General features: G+C 67.1%; 14 protein-coding genes. 4 read left to right on the top strand and 10 right to left on the bottom strand.

Annotated elements, in window-relative coordinates:
• Positions 1–395: 395 nt before the first annotated feature.
• Both ACOYYX_RS38770 and ACOYYX_RS38765 read left to right on the top strand, forming a co-directional pair.
• Positions 396–806: a BlaI/MecI/CopY family transcriptional regulator gene (locus tag ACOYYX_RS38770; RefSeq protein WP_422931962.1), complete on the top strand. Its 411-nt coding sequence runs from the start codon at positions 396–398 to the stop codon at positions 804–806.
• Positions 807–845: 39 nt separating this feature from the next.
• The gene (locus ACOYYX_RS38765) at positions 846–4,400 is read left to right on the top strand and encodes a carboxypeptidase regulatory-like domain-containing protein (protein ID WP_422931961.1); all 3,555 of its coding nucleotides are present in this window, start codon (positions 846–848) and stop codon (positions 4,398–4,400) included.
• 77 nt (positions 4,401–4,477) lie between these two features.
• Here the strand turns inward: ACOYYX_RS38765 and ACOYYX_RS38760 are convergent, their stop codons facing one another.
• Entirely contained in the window at positions 4,478–5,230 is a 753-nt protein-coding gene (locus ACOYYX_RS38760; RefSeq protein WP_422931960.1) for a hypothetical protein, read from the bottom strand.
• A 433-nt stretch (positions 5,231–5,663) separates the two neighbouring features.
• Here ACOYYX_RS38760 and ACOYYX_RS38755 point away from each other — a divergent pair, with 433 nt between their 5' ends.
• Both ACOYYX_RS38755 and ACOYYX_RS38750 read left to right on the top strand, forming a co-directional pair.
• On the top strand, positions 5,664–5,954 hold the full coding sequence (locus ACOYYX_RS38755; RefSeq protein ID WP_422931959.1) for a hypothetical protein: 291 nt from the start codon (positions 5,664–5,666) through the stop codon (positions 5,952–5,954).
• 393 nt (positions 5,955–6,347) lie between these two features.
• Positions 6,348–6,554, top strand: a complete 207-nt coding sequence (locus ACOYYX_RS38750; RefSeq protein ID WP_422931958.1) for a hypothetical protein — start codon at positions 6,348–6,350, stop codon at positions 6,552–6,554.
• Positions 6,555–6,570: 16 nt separating this feature from the next.
• Here the strand turns inward: ACOYYX_RS38750 and ACOYYX_RS38745 are convergent, their stop codons facing one another.
• The 9 genes from ACOYYX_RS38745 to ACOYYX_RS38705 form a co-directional block, all read right to left on the bottom strand.
• Positions 6,571–6,909 carry a hypothetical protein gene (locus ACOYYX_RS38745; protein WP_422931957.1) on the bottom strand — a complete coding sequence of 113 codons (339 nt, stop codon included), beginning with the start codon at positions 6,907–6,909 and terminating at the stop codon, positions 6,571–6,573.
• 38 nt (positions 6,910–6,947) lie between these two features.
• Positions 6,948–7,379: a hypothetical protein gene (locus tag ACOYYX_RS38740; protein WP_422931956.1), complete on the bottom strand. Its 432-nt coding sequence runs from the start codon at positions 7,377–7,379 to the stop codon at positions 6,948–6,950.
• Between the two features lie 87 nt (positions 7,380–7,466).
• Positions 7,467–8,684 carry a glycosyltransferase gene (locus ACOYYX_RS38735; protein ID WP_422931955.1) on the bottom strand — a complete coding sequence of 406 codons (1,218 nt, stop codon included), beginning with the start codon at positions 8,682–8,684 and terminating at the stop codon, positions 7,467–7,469.
• Positions 8,681–10,261 carry a hypothetical protein gene (locus ACOYYX_RS38730; protein WP_422931954.1) on the bottom strand — a complete coding sequence of 527 codons (1,581 nt, stop codon included), beginning with the start codon at positions 10,259–10,261 and terminating at the stop codon, positions 8,681–8,683. The genes ACOYYX_RS38735 and ACOYYX_RS38730 overlap by 4 nt, the downstream gene beginning before the upstream one ends.
• Positions 10,262–10,286: 25 nt before the next feature.
• Positions 10,287–11,462 carry a glycosyltransferase family 4 protein gene (locus tag ACOYYX_RS38725; RefSeq protein ID WP_422931953.1) on the bottom strand — a complete coding sequence of 392 codons (1,176 nt, stop codon included), beginning with the start codon at positions 11,460–11,462 and terminating at the stop codon, positions 10,287–10,289.
• An 88-nt stretch (positions 11,463–11,550) separates the two neighbouring features.
• Positions 11,551–12,204, bottom strand: coding sequence for a serine O-acetyltransferase (locus ACOYYX_RS38720; protein WP_422931952.1), 654 nt, complete (start codon positions 12,202–12,204; stop codon positions 11,551–11,553).
• An 88-nt stretch (positions 12,205–12,292) separates the two neighbouring features.
• On the bottom strand, positions 12,293–13,813 hold the full coding sequence (locus ACOYYX_RS38715; protein ID WP_422931951.1) for a lipopolysaccharide biosynthesis protein: 1,521 nt from the start codon (positions 13,811–13,813) through the stop codon (positions 12,293–12,295).
• Positions 13,814–13,888: 75 nt separating this feature from the next.
• Positions 13,889–15,469: a hypothetical protein gene (locus ACOYYX_RS38710; RefSeq protein ID WP_422931950.1), complete on the bottom strand. Its 1,581-nt coding sequence runs from the start codon at positions 15,467–15,469 to the stop codon at positions 13,889–13,891.
• A gap of 92 nt (positions 15,470–15,561) precedes the next feature.
• Positions 15,562–16,719 carry a glycosyltransferase family 4 protein gene (locus tag ACOYYX_RS38705; RefSeq protein WP_422931949.1) on the bottom strand — a complete coding sequence of 386 codons (1,158 nt, stop codon included), beginning with the start codon at positions 16,717–16,719 and terminating at the stop codon, positions 15,562–15,564.
• Between the last annotated feature and the right edge of the window lie 28 nt (positions 16,720–16,747).

The raw sequence follows: 16,747 nt of genomic DNA, 5'->3' as shown, positions 1-16,747 counted from the left end.
ATCGGCTCGAAACCTCTTGTCGCTTCGCGACCCCGGTTGTTCCAACCGCGGCCACCCGGAGATATGAAGAAGCGGCGATAAATAATGCGGGCTTTCCCGTGTCGGCCGAGCCTCTCGTAGGATGGCCCGCGTGCTCGGCAAAGGCTCCTTGTGGCTGGCCTCTCGTCGCTGCGCGACCCCGATTGTCCCAATCGCGGCCACCCGGAGACAGGGTGCTCAGCCGTGTGTTTAAGCATGGCCCCTCGTCGTCTCCGAGGCCCGCATGCGGAGGATTCCCATCGCCGGATCGTTGACAAACGTAACCGATCTGCGTACGATCCTCGACATGAAGACTGACCGGAGGTATCCCGGAGGGCGAGAGGCCCGACGGGGTAGCCGCAGAGGTGCGGGGAGGGATGATGACGCTCGAGGATCGCAAGGAACTTTCCAGGGCCGAGTGGAAGGTCATGAAGATCGTCTGGGAGCTGCGGAAGGCGATGGCGCGCGAGGTGTACACCATCGCGGGGGAGCAGCATTCGTGGACGCCGGCGACGGTGAAGACCATCCTCAAGCGGCTGGTCGACAAGGGGTATGTGTCGACGACGCAGGTGGGGAACGGGTTCGTCTATCGGCCGGCGGAATCGGCGTTGTCGGCCTTCCAGTCGGCCGCGGATAGCCTGCTGGCGAACGCCGTTGAGGGGGTCACGGGGCCGCTGCTGGCCCACATGGTCGAGAACATCCCGCTCAGCGAGGAAGACCTCGACTCGCTGCAGAAGCTCATCGACGCCAAGAAGAAATCGCTCAAGAACCCGGGAAAGAATAAGTAAGTCACCCATCGATAGCATTCGCAGGGGAGGACATCGAGGATGTGGAATGTCGCGATTCCCTACGTCAACTCCGCGGCGGCCCGATGGGCGGCCTGGATGCTCACCGCGTCGCTGAGCGCGGCCCTGCTACTCGCCATCGTCGGCCTCGTCTGGCTCGTCATCCGACGCCGCGCGTCGCCCCAGGTGGGGTACTGCCTCTTCCTCCTCGTCCCGCTCAAGCTGTTGCTCCCCGTCGTCGTGACGGTCCCCTCGGCCCTCGCATGGCCACCGCTGGAAATATTGTCGAGCTGGATGAATTCAAGGCAGCATGTCGTCACTTCCAAAACACGAGTGGATCCAAGATTTGAGCCTACTTTCAATTCGATGACGACGGCCGTCGAGCCTCACAGAACCCCGGCGACCTCCCCCGCGACCATCGCCAATATTGAGGCACGGCCGGCGGTGGCAACTCCTTCGATAAGGCCCGCGAGCGTCCTCGCCGCCCAGCCCTTGCCCCGCGCCACTCCACGTTTCGAGCGACTCTCAATCGCGGCGATGTTCATGCTCGGATGGATCGCCAGCGTGGGCTTCCTGGCGATCCGGTTCGTGGTAAGCCAGCTCCGGTTCCGGGCGAGGCTCCGCGGCATCTCGGCGGAGGCAGGGTCGGGGCATGCGGGCGAGGTCCAGGAGCTGGCCAGGCTCGTCGGCCTGGGATCGAGGATCCGAGTCGTCGAGAGCCGGGAGGTCCCCACGGCCTCGGTCTGGGGGATCCTGCGGCCGACGATCCTGCTGCCCTCGGGAATCGCCGGGTCGCTCTCGGGGCCGCAGCTCCGATGGGTGTTGCTCCACGAGCTGGCGCACGTCAGGCGGCGCGACCTGCTCGTCGCGGCCTTCCAGCGGCTTGCGACGATCCTGCACTTCTTCAACCCGGCGATCTGGGTCGCGAACCGGATGATCCACCAGTTGCGCGAGTACGCCTGCGACGACCTCGCGCTCGAGCTGAGCGAGGCGTCGGGGCTGGAGTCGGGCGAGGCCTTCGTGCGGATGCTCCGGCACTTCGACCGCGGCCGGCGGAGGCTCGAGGGGGCCCTCGGCGTCTTCGGGCTCGACTCGAGGGCCTGCTGCCTCCGACGCGTGCAGAGGCTCATCGATGTGGATCGCCCGATCCGGACTACGCCCGGCTCCCTCTCGATGCTGGCGATCCTGCTCTTCGCCCTCGTCTCGGTCCCCCACCTCCGCGCCGCCAACGGCCCCGGCTCGACCTCGGCCGAACCCCCTGCCCCCGCCAAGGCTGATGCCCCCAAGCTCAAGGATCAGGCCGCCACGCAGGCATTCACCCTCCAGGTCGTCGGGCCCGACGGCAAGCCGATCCCCCGTGCCCTGGCGAGATTCCAGACTCAATCACAAATCACCGACAAACAAGTCCTCACGGGTAAAACCGTGAAGTCTGACCCCTACAGGATCGACATCGAGGGGGACGCCGAAGGGAGGATCATGGTCGAAATTCAAGGCAAAATGAATCTCGACATCTATATCAACCTCCCAGGCTACGGCCCCTACTGGGCGGAGTGGCAGGCGGCGGTCAACAACGAGGTCATACCTGCCTTCCTCAAGGCCGAACTGGATGCCGCGTGGTCGGTCGGCGGCATCGTCGTCGACGCCGATGGTAAGCCCGTCGAGGGCGTGGAGGTCGACCCTTTCATCGAGGCCAAGAAGCGCCCGGGCATGACGCGTCAGGGCCTCGGCGGCTCCGCGACCAGGACCGACGCCTCGGGCAAGTGGCATTACGATGGCGTGCCCGACTCGCTGAGCCTCGTCCACTTCGACTTCAATCATCCGAGCTTCAAGCCCCTGCGATCGAACCTGTCTCGCGCCCAGTACGGCATCGAGCGCGGCAAGGAGCCGACGGAGAAGCTCGTGATGGATCGCGGCCTCACGGTGACGGGCAAGGTCACCGACGAGGCAGGCAAGCCCATCGCAGGGGCGAGGGTCTATACGAAGTTCCTCAATGACCTCCGCGAGACCAAGACCGGACAGGACGGGACCTATCGCCTGGACGCCTGCGAGGCCTCGCCCACGCGCCTGGTCGTCGCCGCCAAGGGGCGGGCGACCGACATGAAGGAGATCAACGTCGAGGCCGGCATGGACCCCGTCGACTTCGCCATGAAGCCGGGGGGCAAGGTCCGCATCCGCGTGGTCGACATGCGAGGCAAGCCCGTCCCCAAGGCCCGGATTCACTTCCAGCGTTGGCGGGGCATGATCCATTATTTCGAGTTCAAAAACGTCAACGAATACGCTGACGCCGATGGTTCATGGGCCTGGGATGAGGCGCCGCTCGACGAGTTCAAGGCCGATATCTGCCCGCCCGACGGCATGCAACTTGTACTGCAACCGATCATCGCACGCGAGGATGAGTATGTCTTCAGGACTCCCGACACGCTGGTGATTTCCGGTCGCGTCATCGACGCCGAGTCGAAGAAGCCGGTCCCGAAGTTCCGGGTCGTCCCCGGCTGGCAGACGGCCGACGGGCGGAAGGGCTGGAACCGCAACGACAGCTTCGTCGCCAACGACGGCCAGTACAGGATCGCGGAGGATCGGGGCGAGAACCTCGGCCTCATCCGCATCGAGGCCGATGGATATGAAGCCATGACCTCGCGTGAGATCAGGTTCGACGAGGGGGCGATCACCATCGATTTCGCCCTCAAGCCGGGCCTGGGCGTCTCCGCCAAGGTGGTGACCCCCAACCTCAAGCCGGCCGTCGGCGCGAGGATCGCGCTGGGGATCGCGGGCTCGCAGATCAACATCAAGGACGGCGACATCGACGATGGTTCGACTTATGCATCGAGGGAGACGACCGATGCCTCGGGCCGGTTCCGCTTCCCCGCCCAGGACACGGATTTTCAATTGATCATCACCCACCCCGACGGCTTCGCCCACATCAAGTCGAAGCCGGAATGGGACCGCACGAAGATCATCCGCCTGGAGCCCTGGGCGCGCGTCGAGGGGACCTTCCACATCGGCAAGGACCTGGGTATCAACATCCCCCTGACGCTCAACGTCCGCAGTCCCCACTCGTATGGCAACGACGTGGCGAGCATCTTCACGAGTTACGAGGGGAGCACCGGACCCGACGGCAAGTTCCGCTTCGACCGCGTCTTCCCCGGGCCGGGGAGCATCGGCCGGTCGATCAGGCGCATCGTGGGGCAGGGGGCGACGACGGTGGCCTCGTCGGCCCAGGTCCACTTCGACTTCCCGGCGGGGAAGACCCTCCGCATCAACCTCGGCGGCACGGGGCGCGCGGTCGTCGGCAAGCTCGTGCCCCCCGACGACTTCAAGGGCCGGGTGCGCTGGAACCTCGCGGATGTGTCGCTCCGGGTGGAGGATCCGAACAGGCAACTATCGGCCACCTACTTCTACGCGAGCGCCGACAAGGACGGCTCGTTCCGGATCGACGACGTCCCCGAGGGGACGTATCACCTCAACGTCCGGTTCGACAGCGACCCTCCCGGCCACCTGTTCAACCAGCCCCTCATCGTCCCCCAGGCCGAGGCGGGCGACGACAAGCCCGTCGACGCGGGCTTGCTCAAGCTCGTCAAGTTGCCGAATCGGCCTTGATCTGGATATGAGCGCATGCGGAGGCCTCGACTCATCTCGCGATGGCCGAGGCCTCCTTGATTTCATGCGTCAGGCGCTCAGCCGTGGTCGTTCGGGTCGCGTTCGGCCCTGGGCCTGGCGTCGGCCCGGCTGTGGATGTTGGGGGGCCGCATCATGCGTCGGAGGTTGCGTTCCAGGCCCTCGTAGCTGAAGGAGTGGCCCCCTTCGGTGTGGCTCTCGTCGTAGAGCCGATCGAGGAAGTCGAGGGCCTCGTCGCGGCTGATCTGCCCGTCATGGTTGGGGTCGTGGATGGCGAACGTCCGCGAGCTGAACGTGTGGCCGCCGCGGTTGCGGTCGCCGCCGTGCCCGAAATGGGCCCCGTTCGCCATCGCAACGCCCATGCCCTTGTTGATGGCCTCGGCGAGCATCTCCTGGTCGAGCGCCACGGCTTCCACATTGCCCGCCTGGCTGATGAACTGTTGGGCGGCCCTGGCCGCCTCCTCGGGGAGGATCCGGCCGTCCTGATCGGTGTCGGCGAGTCTCATGATCATGGGTGCCAGGAATGTCCCCGGGCCGAAGCTGCCGGGGATCTGCCCTCCCGGGTTCGGGCTGGCGTTCACCCCCCCCGACTTCTCCGACCAGATGAAGCCGGCGGCCAGGAGCATCGCCCCCACGTTGGTCGCCGTCATCAGCCCGATGACGAGCGTCCCCGGCTCGGCCGATTTCTTGCGCATCAGGGCGAAGATCCCCGCCGCCGGCAGCGAGATCGTCAGCGCGGCGAGGATCGCCACGATCAGGGTTTCCGGCGACCGGCTGAGAATCATGTCATAGATGGACTGGAGCAGTAACATCTTCGCCCCCCTGCGGATCCGTCGAATGCCATGCCGGGACGTCGAGCCGAGTCCTTCCCTTCAAGGCGCCCGGATCGCGGGCCGCTCGGGCCGGCAACGAGAATTATAGGCGTCAACGCCCCGCGAAAGAGCCCGGGAGTTTGTCGATATTGACAAGACTTGACGCAAGTCCGCGAGCCGACCATACTCGCCCGGGCCTGCAAACGGGGTTTTCACACTCGGGGGAATCCCACCCGATCCGATCAGCGCAAGCTCCATCCGCGCAGGGGTCTGCAATCGGATCGGCGTGGTCGTGTCAGGCTGAATCGCCTGACTTCACAAATCTTTAGGAGGTTTCAACTGGATCGGTCGCCAGGCCTTTTTTGCTACACTTCCGGATTTGCGGCGTGGGGCTGGTTGCGGGAGCGCCCCTTTGGGTATCGAGGCTCATGCCATGCGACTGCGAATCCGAATGCTGATGATCGTGGTAGCAGCCCTGGCGGTTATCCTCGGCACGATAGACCACGTCCGGGCCCTGATACGAGCCGAGGATGAATTCGCCATGCCCATCCTCATGCTCGAGGGAGTCGCGGGGTCGGTGCTCGTCGGGATCGGACTTGCGATCGCAGGGCTGATCCGGTTCGTTCGCAAGGATGACGCTTATGCCGCCCAATTGCGACGCATAGACCTCCCCGCCGAGTGTCCCTTCCCTCCAGCAGAGGTGAACTCGCCGGATGAGGTATGAGGGCGAGGTTCACGTCATTCAATGGCCTCGGCCGACACAAGCGGCCCTCCGCGAAATTGCCTCAGCACCTCCACAATCTCTCGCATTTTCCGGGTCGACGCGATTGGGACCATTTGGGCCATTCAGAAAGGGTGGATCGCCGGGGGATTCGGGGGCGGCCACTCGTCGGTTGCGTGAGCCGATGTTCGGCCGGGGACGCGGGGAACGGCACCTGACTTCGGCCGGGATGACCGCAGCCGGCCTCTTGTCGCTGCGCGACCCCGATTGTGCCAATCGAGGCCACACATAATCTCATCTTCACATAATTCATATAAATTTGCAAAGACATAAAGCTTCACAAGCGCCGATGAATTCCGCCGACGAATTCCCTAGAGCGGACGGAGAGTGTCGCCCATGAAGTTGCCGGGATCACGAATCGACCCGGAGGATGCCCCGGCAGACGCGCAGGACCATCGGGCCGTGCCGCTCGACGAACGGCTCATTTCCAGGGGTAATGTCGCGGGCGGCCCCGGCCTGTCCGGATTTCTCCCGGATTTTTCCGAAAGACGGCAGGCGGCGTCCGACACCTTCGCCGCAACCCCTGTCCTCTCGGTGAGATAAGGATGAAGGCGAGGGCTCAGGAGCCGGCGTCGAGGGCACGCCGGCGGGCGAGGTGGATCTGGTCGGCGAGGACGTCGCGGAGCTTCTGCTTCGACTCGTCGTCCATCTGGTCGGCGAGGTCGCGGGCGGTGGATTCGATGTACGTTTGCCTGGCGCGCTCGGTCTCGGCGGGGTCGGTGCCGGGGGGCTCGTGATTGGCGAGGGAGCGTCGCCACTGGTTCTCGGCGAGGTGCTCGACGATCTGGCGGATCGCGTCGGGGAGGAGCCTCTCGGCCTCGGCCTGGATGTCGGCGTCGGTCAGCATGTCGGCCAGGTGGACCCGGCCCAGCAGGCGGTCGATGTTGATGTCGGCCATCGCGAGGCTCCTCCGTCGGCGAAGGGATCAAAGAAGGCTCAGGCCGAGGGGCGGGCGCAACGCCCGAGCGCGGTGACGATCCGGCGTCCGGCCTCAGCCACGTCGAAGGTCTCGCCGACGACGCGGGCCTGCGGCCAGGGGGCGCCCTCATCGGCCATCGTGTAGGAGATCACGTAGGACCAGCCGGCGGGGTCGCCGAAGGGGATCCTCGTGTCGTTCGTGTCGCGCATCTGGATCAGGACGAGCGAGGGGGAATCCGCGCGGTCCTCGCCGAGCAGGCTCAGGCCCAGGTGCCCGGTCAGGCCCCAGACCTGCGGGCCTTCGACGTTGTCGCGCAGGTGCTCGACCAGCTCGAGCATCCGCCCGGCGATCGGCACCCCCGCGCTCCCCTCGGGGAAGTTCGCGGCGGCCTCGGTGTAGAAATCAGCCAGCGTCATGGTCGTCTGCGAAGTCACGGGCGAGATGATCATTCGTGTCCAGCCTGTTCGAGGAGTTGGCGTCCCTTGCCCTGCGGCGGACGCGATCCGATCCATGGTCAACGCGAGGTCGGGCGGATCTTACCGCCTCGACCCGGGGGCCGACGCGGGAGCATCGGCATCGACTTCGTTCAACACTTTCTCATAGATTTCCACGAGCTGCGCGGCGTGGCGCGACCAGTCGTAGCGGCGGCAGAAGGTTAGGCCCTCGGCGCGGCGCCGGAGGTAAGGTGGGGCACTGGAACGGGCCTCGGCGAGGAGCTCGACGGCGGCGGCGGTCCAGGCGGGGATGTCGGCGACGGGGCGGTAGACGGCGGCATCGCCGGCGACCTCGTGCAGGATCGGGAGGTCGCTGGCCAGGAGGGTCGTGCCGCAGGCGAGGGCCTCCGCGGCGGGGAGGCCGAAGCCTTCGGCCTCGGTCGGCATCAGCACGAGCGAGGCGCGGCGGTAGACGGCGGCGAGGGTGGCGCGGGAGCAGAAGGGGAGACTGAGGATGGCGTCATAGATGCCGAGGCCGCGGGCCTGTTCCTCCTGACTTGAAGTCAGGGGGCCGCCGACGCGGATGAGGCGTGCGCCGGGGACCTGGCGACGGACTTCGGCGAAGACATCGAGCAACACGTCGATCCGCTTGCGGGGGATCGTCGAGCCGACATGGAGGAGGTCGGGGGGACGCGAGGGATCGGCCGGGCCGAGGAGGCGCGCGGCCTCGGCGTCTGCGACGGGGTCGGCGTGTTCCGAGCACTCGGGATGTCGGCCCATGTAGACGACGTGGAGGCGTGAAGGTTCGATCAAAGCATACTTGAGGATCGCGTCGCGGGTGGCCTCGCTGTTGCAGGCGACGGCCGTCGCTTTGCGGAAGCCGTCGAGGGTGCGCCTGACGAAGGCGAGGAACCAGGCGGGCCTCGGCTCCAGGTCCGGCTCGAGGATGCAACGGAAAGTGTCGAGGTCGTGGCAGGTCACGACCGTCCGGCCTCGCGGCAGGACGTGCAACAGTTGCGAATAGCTGTGGTCCACGAGGTGGTAGAGGTCGAACTCGCCCCGGCGCGCGATCTTGCCCAGGGCCTTCGGGTAGTCGTGGTAGCGGTTGATGAGGCGGTCGGCGTTTTTCGCGGCGCCCTTCGATTTCACGAGCGGCCAGCGGGCCAGGCGGTGGCGGAACGGCGGGCAGACACGCGTGGCGGCGACCCGCTCGGATTGCTCGGCCGCGAGGTGGGATAGGACCATCTCGGCGGTGAGGTCCATGCTGGGCCAGCCCTCCTCGGGGTAGTCGCAGACGACGGCCAGGCGCGTCGAGCTCATCGGCTTGATCCCGCGGAGGCCGGAGTGGGTGCCAGGGCCGGTGTCGGCGCCGGGACCTGGGTGCGATGCACGTAGAGGGAGAGGACCGGGGAATAGGTCTCGATCGGCTCCACCTTCGTCTCCTTGAGGAAGTCGCGGACGAAGTCGCTCGACGCCCCCTTCGGCCCCTTGCCCAGCAGGGCGACGAACCAGGGGCGACTCTCCTTCGCGAGGTCGGCCTCAAGCTGGCCGGGGGGATCGATCGGCTTCAGCTCATACGTCAGGGGGCGGATCCGGTAGATCGGGGACTCGGTCGGCACGCCCACGAGCTTGGTGAAGCCCCCTTCGAAGAGGATCAGGGAGCCCTCGGGGATATTCGCCACGACGGCGTCACGCGCGTCGCTCAGGGTCTGGAGGTGTTGCTGGTGCTTCGAGAAGGCGTATTCGATCGGCATCAAGGAACAAACACATGCGACCGCCACGAGGACCTTCCAGGCGACGGGGGATAGCAGCCGCCTGATAGGGGCGGCGACCCAGTCGTCGAGCATGCCGCCGTAGCTGACGATCCAGACCGGCAGGGCGACTTGCAAAAGACGCTGGCCGACGATGGCGGTCTCGAGCCAGTTGGCCCCCTTGTCGTGGAAGTAGTAGAGGGTCAGGAAGCCGAGGTAGAGGGCGCAGAGGCCTCGCACGGCCCAGCGCACCGGGGACTTATCCACGAGTGGGGCGATCAGCATGCATGGCCAGACGACCATCAGGGCCGAGCCGTAATAGATCAGGTGCGGGACGAGGAACTCGAACGAGAAGAACCCGCGCTTCCCGGTGAAAGGCTCGGTCAGGGTGCCGTAGACGGTCAGGTTGTAGAGCGCGATGAGCGAGCCCGAGGCCCCGGCGCCGATGACGCAGAGGATGGCGTCGCGCCAGGCGTGGGGGCGGCCTTTCGGGAGCAAGAAGGCGAGGGCGACGAAGGGGACCGCCAAAGCCGAATGGTAGCGCATCGCGGCGGCGAGGCCGATGGAGGCGCCGGCGGCGAAGCCGGCCCAGGGGGCGCGCGACGTGAGCGCAAGCAACGCAAGCAAGAGCCCGGTGCCGGCCGTGGAGTCGGCCATGATCGTGCGGGAATAGAGCGCAAGCGTCGGGTGGACGAGCAGGAGCGTGGCCCATAGGGGGGATCGGCCGAGGCGCACGAAGACGAACGCGGCGATCAGGGTCGCGATGAGGTGGAGGACCAGGCCCGACGCGAAGGCCCCCTGGACGCCGCCGAAGTAGAAGAACGGCAGGGCCACGAGCGAACGCCCCGGGTGCCGCGCGGGGACGTGCTTGCCGTCGAGCGGGAAGAAGTCGGCAAGGTCGGAGTAGCCGGCCCCCTCGGCGTTCAGCGAGCCCTTCGACCAGATGAGCGTCTGGTTGATGAACCCGACCTCGTCCTCGATGCCGGGGAACGGCGGGTAGAAGGCGAAGAAGATCGCCGAGAACCCGGCCATCAGGGCGACGAGCCCGACCCACTCCAGGAACCGGCCGGGGCCGGCGCCGGAGTCGGGGGAGGATCCTGGCTCGAGATCGAGATCGCCGGGGATGCTGGTCGTCGACGGTTCCACGTGTGTCTCTGCCTTGGGGGTCGGCTCAGGATCGGGCCTGGGTCTCGGAGATACGCTGGGATCCCTCGCGCAACTGCATGAAAAAGTCGAGATACTGCTGCGCGACCGTCGGCCAGGCGAAGGTCTCCTTCGCGCGGGTCCGGCCGCGGACCCGCAGCTCGTGGCGCTGGGCGCGGTTCTGGAGGAGGCGTTGCAGGGCGATGACCCAGGCCGACTCGTCGGCCTCGGGTATGATCAGGCCGGCGTTGGAGACGACGTTGGGGATCTCGCCCGAGTCGCTGGCGACGATCGGCACGCCCACCCCCATCGCCTCGACGAGCATCCGGCCGAACTGCTCGCGCCAGGCGGGGGTGGTCTGGCTCGGGGCGACGAGGAGGTCCATTGCGTTGAGGTGCGCGGGGACCTCGTCGTGGTTGACCCCCGTGACGATCTTCACCGAGTCGCCGAACCGCGAGGCCCACTCGCGCAGCTCCGCCTCCATCGCCCCGCCGCCGACGATCATGGCGCGCCAGGTCGTCGGGTCGAGCCGGTTGAGGACGCGCATCAGCATCGGCAGGCCCTTCTGGGGCACGAACCGGCCGAGGTAGCCGATGATCGGCGGCCCTTCCTCTTTCCAGCCGAGGCTGGCGAGGACGCGCTGGCGGGCCATGGCGTCTGGCTGGAAGACGTCGAGGTCGACGCCCACCGGGATCGTCCTGGAGGGACGCTCGCGATAGCCGGGGCGATCCTTGAGGTTATGGGCCACCGTGTCGCCGAAGGCCGTCCAGCCGGCCGCCCGCTTCAGGCAGTAGCGCTCGAAGAGGTTGAACGGCGGCGGGTACTTCTTGGGCTGGTTCTGGAAGCTCGAGTAGATCAGGGTCGAACGGGGGGGCGTCCACCAGGCGAGCTGCGCCCCGGCGAAGATGTACGGCTCCTCCCAGACGTGGACGATGTCCCAGCGCTGGCCCTGCAGGAGCTTCTTGAGGGCACGCCCGTAGCTGAAGACGTGGGGGATCTTCGAGAGCGAGGTGGGGATCCCCACGAGCTTGAAGGGCTCATTCTCGGGAGACTCGAGCTGGATCGGCCCGAGGTCCCCCTGGAACGACGCGGGCGCGGCCACCGTGACGTCGAGCTCGGGACCGCCCGCCAGGGCCACTTCCTGGCACAGGCGTCGGTTCAACGTGACGACGTAGGAGTGACCGACCATCAGCAGTTTCGTCATGGCTCGTAGTTCGCGAGGCGGCCCGGGGGTTCATATTCTTGCGTCTGGTTCGGAACGAAAATCGGACGTAAGCCGCGTAAAGACCATTTCAATCCGTCGCATAGGCCTGCGGCAAGGGGACGTATTCGACGGCGACGGCCCTGGCGATGGTCCTGGCCGGCACGTCGCGATGGACGACGGCGTTGGCCCCGACCATCACGTTGTCGCCGAGCTTGATCGGGCCCGTCAGCACCGCGCCCGCGAAGATCCGGCCGTCCCGGCCGAGCCTGGGCATCCCCGACTTGCCGGGGGAGCCCCCCATCGTCACGTTCTGGAAGATCCAGGCCCGGGGGCCGGTCAGCACGTCGGCGCCGATGACGATCCCCTGCGGGTGGGGCAGGATGACGCCGCCGTAGAGCCTGGCCGTGGGGGCGATCGAGCAGCCGTAGAAGTGCCGGAGCCACCAGAAGAGGAAGGCCGAGGCCAGCTTGCCCGGCGGGCCCCCTCGGTGCACCAGCGTGTGCGAGACACGGTGGACGATCATCACGTGGAGCCCGGCCGACCTCACCACGATCGAGGCGAGCTTGAGCCGCCAGCGCAGGCCCCCCGCCTCGCGATTCTCGGGCGGGACGTGCGCCAGGAGGTCGTCATGCAGCGAGGCGCGAAGGGGCAAGGGGCGCCCCGGCTCGGGCTCGGCCCAGGCCGGCTCGGGTTCCTGGCTGCTCGTCGTGCTCGTGCTGGCGGGGCCCAGGTCGGTCGACATTCCGCGCCTCGGGTTCCTTTCGATTCGATCCGGGAGAGGGACAGATTGATCACACCCCAAGCAAATGTCACGGGCAAGTGGGCCGGCGTCAACCCCTGCCGAAGATCACGCGGAGCCGGAGGCGCCAGATGGCGCGTTCGTGCTCGTCCAGGGCGATCAAGGTCGCCGCGATGCCGAGGTAGACCGTCGCCGCCAGGCTCATCTCGATCATCAGGCCGGCCCAGCCCCTCGGCGTATGCCCCTGCGTGAGCCAGGCGAGGCCCAGGGCGAAGACGACGCCCGCCGCCAGGGGGCCGCCCACCGCCGCGGCGAGGTCCCGCAGCGAGACGCCGAAGACCTTCTTCAACAGCAAGGGGAAATTCCAGATCCCCACCGTCAGGAACGAGAAGGACGTCCCCAGCAAGGGGCCGACCAGGCCGAACGTGTAAGTCAGCGTGATGCTCGCGACGATGTTCACCACGGCCGCGACCACCGACGTGACCACGACCTTCTGCATCTGCCCGGTCCCGCTGAAGCACCAGCCCCAGAGGGCCAATTGAGCCTGGAGGAACGCGTTGATCGCCGCGATCAGGATCACGAGGTCGCCGCCGTAGGCGAAGTCGGGGCCCATCCAGAGCCTCACGAAGTGCCTGTTGTACACGACGATCGGCGCCAGCGCGGTCATGCTCAGGATGGCGATGAGCCTGGAGAGCTCCACGAGCCGGCGCCGGAAGTTCTCGAACTCGCCGCGGGCGTGGAGGTCGGCGAGCTGCGCCCAGATCGACGTGCTGATCCCGCCGAGGAGGGTCGCCACCAGGGTCGCGAGCCGCTGGGTGAGGAAGAGGGTCGTGACGAGCGAGGTCCCCAGGATCGGCCCCACGACGAGGTTGTCGGTCATCAGGCTGACCCGGCCGCTGAGGTTGATCGCGAAGGCCGCCGCGCTCATCGTCCCGAGCGACTGCCGGGTCTGGCGATCCGTCTTCGTCACCCACGAGCGGATCAGGCCAGGATCGCCCCAGAGGACGCTGGCCGTCACCGCGATCGAGAAGACCCAGACCCCGATCACCTGAGCCAGCGACTGCCCCGTGATCCCCCACCCTGACTTCGCGAAGTAGAGCGAGAGCCCCGTGATGATGAGGGTCTGCACCGTCAGCATCAGGTTGATCCGGTACCCGTGCTGCCTGGCCTCGACGATCGTGCGGAAGGGGATCAGGCCGAGCGTCAGGAAGCTCGCCAGGCCGATCAGCCAGGCCGTCCGGAAGTCGAGCAGGTCGGTGGCGGAGAGCCCCTTCCCCAGCTTCAGGACGAAGAAGGTGGAGAGGACCCCGACGACCACCGTCGCCAGCGAGATCCCCAGGTACGCCTGCGAGGCCACGGCCATCGACCGCTTCAACGCGTCCCGGTCCCCCCTGGCGAACGCCCTGGCCAGGAGCGGTGAGAGTGCCCCGCCGAGGCCCAGCTCCAGGAGGGTCAAGTACCCCTGGCAGTCGATCAGCAACCGCGCGGCGCCGAACCGCGCCGGGTTCAGCCAGCGCTCGAGCAAGGGGGACGTGAACAGGGCGACGGAGGTCGTCACCACGGTGAACGTGACGAGCGTCAAGATGTTGAGGACGGCGTTTCGGCTTCGCAAGGTTCTTCGGCTTCGTTCGTTTTGAAGTTTGGTTTTATGACGTTGCGATTCGAGGCATGAAGGAGTTCGGGGCGGCTAGGCCATCGCGGGCCCCGGGCGCGGCATGGGCGCTGGCCCGATGGCCGGGGCCTTCTTGACGACCCTCGTCCGGGCGTCGGCGGCGTGGAGCGCCCCGGAGAGGAGCCAGAAGGGGAGCCCGAGCGGCGAGAGGAACGTCACGATGCTGAAGCAGGTCGCGATCGTGCTCAGGTTGTACGCGATGATCACCGAGGCCCAGTAGGCGACCTCCTTGTCCTTGCACGTCAACGCGATCCGCAAGGAATCGAACATCGCGGCGAGGATCGCGATCACGTAGCCGATGAACAGCGGGAGCCCGCCGTCGAAGACCCAGGCGGGGATCATCACCTCGCACCAGACGGTCGAGGGCTTGCCCGGCGAGCCGAAGATGGCGTTGATCATCCCCCACCAGCCCATCCCGTAGCCGAGCGGGTAGTCCCAGATCAGGACGTCGAACGTCTCCTCGATGAAGCTGCCACGGCTGTCGCCGTAGAGCTTCCCCGGGTCGTTCGTGGCGAGGGTCATGAAGCGATTGACCATCGCGTCGCCGGCCGTCAGGGCGACGAACGTGAAGGCGACGACGATGAGCGAGATCGCCGAGGTCGACAGCAACGCCGCGCGTTTCATGTCGCGCTGGAGTATCAACAGGCCGGTCAACGTCAATACGCAGATCGAGAGCATGACGAACGAGAAGCGGACCTGCGTGTAATAGATGACCGCGACGCCGAGGAAGGCGATGCCGAGGCTCCCGATCCGCTTCCAGATGGCCAGGGGCATCATCGCCCAGCAGAGGCCGGTGAGGGCCGTCGCCAGGGCCGCAGGCGCGACGCCGCCGGGGGTGTCGGTCAGGCCGCAGGGGCGCATGATCTTCTTGCCCCCCGCCCCTTCATACATGAGGTCGGCGCCGCCGAAGATGTTATTCATCGCCGGGATATAAGGCGGATTGAACGTCTCGGGCTTGTAGACCTGGAGCATGCCGAACATCGAGCTGGTGGCGTTGCAGAAGAGCATGATCATCATCAGGCGGCCGACCTGCTTCGGCGACTTGAGCGCCAGCGGGGCCCATATGGCCGGCGAGAGCACCGAGAAGTACATCGCCACCTGCGCGATCGCCGAGACGAGCGAATACGTGTTCGGGTGCAGGATCGAGAGGATGAGCCAGTATCCGCAGGCGAGCAGCCAGGGGCGTGCGGGGAAGCTCTTGGAGCCGGGCCCGAACTTCGCCTTCTTGGCCACGTAGTACCAGGCGACCAGGCCGATGACGTAGGCCGCCGCGCGGATCGGCGTGCGCAGGGGGCTCGTCCCCGGGATGAAGACGAGAGCGGGGAGGACCGTCTGGGAGATGAGGAAGGCCTCGAGCCAGCCCCAGGGGGCGGGCTTCTCCTCGGGGGTTTGCGGCCCCTTCCCCTTGCCTTTCCCTTGGCCTTTAACCTTGGCCTTACTCCCCTGCACCTGGCCTTGATCCGCGGGAGCCGCCGACGGCCGATTCAGGGGCACTCCCCAGGGGGGGAGCGCCGGGCGCGGCGGGACCGGGGCCGGCCTCGGCGGCGGGACGGGGTCGGGGCTCGGGTTGGGGATCGGGCTCGGCTGGGATGACACGTCTGGGTCTCGGCCCTTCGGGTGGGGTCGTTCGTTCGGTTGGAGGATCGGGCCCCGGCCGGGGAACTGGCCGGGGCCTTCGTCGCTCCATCTTACACCGCGACGGTCGCCCTGGGCTCCGCCGCCGCCACGATCTCGAGGAACTGCGCCGCCATGTTATCCCAGGTCGACGAGCGGAGCTGCTCGGAGAAGGCGGCGAGCGCCGGGTCGGGGCGGTCGAGCTCGTCGCGGACCTTCTGCAACCGCTGCGCCAGGTCCTGGACGTCGTTGGCGTCGGGGATGAGCAGGTGCCGGAGCGGCCCGGGGAACCGCTCGGAGATGCCGGCGACCTCGGTGATGAGCGCGGGGATCCCCGTGCAGAGGGCCTCCTGGGTCACGAGCGAGTAGCCTTCATACCGAGACGGCAGGACGTGGGCGTCGCAGGCGCGGAAGATGTCGGGCGCGTCGCGGCGGAAGCCTAGGAAGTGGATCCGGCTGGCGATCCCGGCGGCCTCGGCCCGCTCCTTCCAGGCGGGGAGCTCGGAGCCGGTGCCGACGACGACGAGGTCGGGGTCCCAGCCGTTCCCCTTGCAGAGCTGGTTCCAGGCGCCGAAGAGGGTGTCGAACCCCTTGCGACGATCGCCGAGGGCCCCGACGAACGCGAACAAGGGGCGGTCGCCCGGCAGCGAGAGCTTCTCGCGGAGCTGGTCCTTCTGCCCGGGGGCCGGGGGGTGGAAGGTCTCGGGGTCGGTGCCGTAGTAGGCGACGTGGACCTTCTCCGGGTCGGTGCCGAGCCAGCGGATGAGGTCGGTCTTGTTGCGCTCGCAGGTGGTGATGATCAGCCTGGCGACGTTCAGGGCCGCGCGGTCGTCGTGCGAGTAGAGCTTGTACGCGAGCTTGCGGTGGATCCGCCTGACGAGCCCGCCGCCGGCCACCGGCATGTCGAGGACATTCAGGTGGTGGAGCCAGTTCACGTCGTTCCAGAGGCAGTTGCCCCCGTTGACGATGGCCCGGTAGCCCGGCCCGAGCTTCCTCGCCACCGCCCGCCCCGCCCGGTTCAGGACCGGGTGGCCGAGCAGGTACGAGTTGAGCGGCTTCTTGACCGCGTGCAGGGTGACATTCGGATATTCGAGGATGTCGTCCGCCGCCCGGTAGGCGACGAGGTGCAGCTCATGACCCAGGCGGGCCAGGTGCAGCGCCAACGCGTAGTTGGCGCGGTCCATGCCCCCGGTCTTGACGAAGTCGCCGCTGATCAGCAGGAATTTTTTCATGGATCGCAGGGTGTGAAGTTAGATCGAG

Source organism: Singulisphaera chitinilytica (genome assembly GCF_049331405.1).
Classification (GTDB): Bacteria; Planctomycetota; Planctomycetia; order Isosphaerales; family Isosphaeraceae; genus PoT.
Note: the sequence above shows the minus strand (reverse complement) of the source record. Positions and strands in the feature narration are given on the sequence as shown.

Bases quoted from the DNA above. Each gene is read 5' to 3' on its own strand.
- ACOYYX_RS38770 (WP_422931962.1), top strand. From the start codon at position 396: ATGATGACGCTCGAGGATCGCAAGGAACTTTCCAGGGCCGAGTGGAAG.
- ACOYYX_RS38765 (WP_422931961.1), top strand. From the start codon at position 846: ATGTGGAATGTCGCGATTCCCTACGTCAACTCCGCGGCGGCCCGATGG.
- ACOYYX_RS38760 (WP_422931960.1), bottom strand. From the start codon at position 5,230: ATGTTACTGCTCCAGTCCATCTATGACATGATTCTCAGCCGGTCGCCG.
- ACOYYX_RS38755 (WP_422931959.1), top strand. From the start codon at position 5,664: ATGCGACTGCGAATCCGAATGCTGATGATCGTGGTAGCAGCCCTGGCG.
- ACOYYX_RS38750 (WP_422931958.1), top strand. From the start codon at position 6,348: ATGAAGTTGCCGGGATCACGAATCGACCCGGAGGATGCCCCGGCAGAC.
- ACOYYX_RS38745 (WP_422931957.1), bottom strand. From the start codon at position 6,909: ATGGCCGACATCAACATCGACCGCCTGCTGGGCCGGGTCCACCTGGCC.
- ACOYYX_RS38740 (WP_422931956.1), bottom strand. From the start codon at position 7,379: ATGATCATCTCGCCCGTGACTTCGCAGACGACCATGACGCTGGCTGAT.
- ACOYYX_RS38735 (WP_422931955.1), bottom strand. From the start codon at position 8,684: ATGAGCTCGACGCGCCTGGCCGTCGTCTGCGACTACCCCGAGGAGGGC.
- ACOYYX_RS38725 (WP_422931953.1), bottom strand. From the start codon at position 11,462: ATGACGAAACTGCTGATGGTCGGTCACTCCTACGTCGTCACGTTGAAC.
- ACOYYX_RS38720 (WP_422931952.1), bottom strand. From the start codon at position 12,204: ATGTCGACCGACCTGGGCCCCGCCAGCACGAGCACGACGAGCAGCCAG.
- ACOYYX_RS38705 (WP_422931949.1), bottom strand. From the start codon at position 16,719: ATGAAAAAATTCCTGCTGATCAGCGGCGACTTCGTCAAGACCGGGGGC.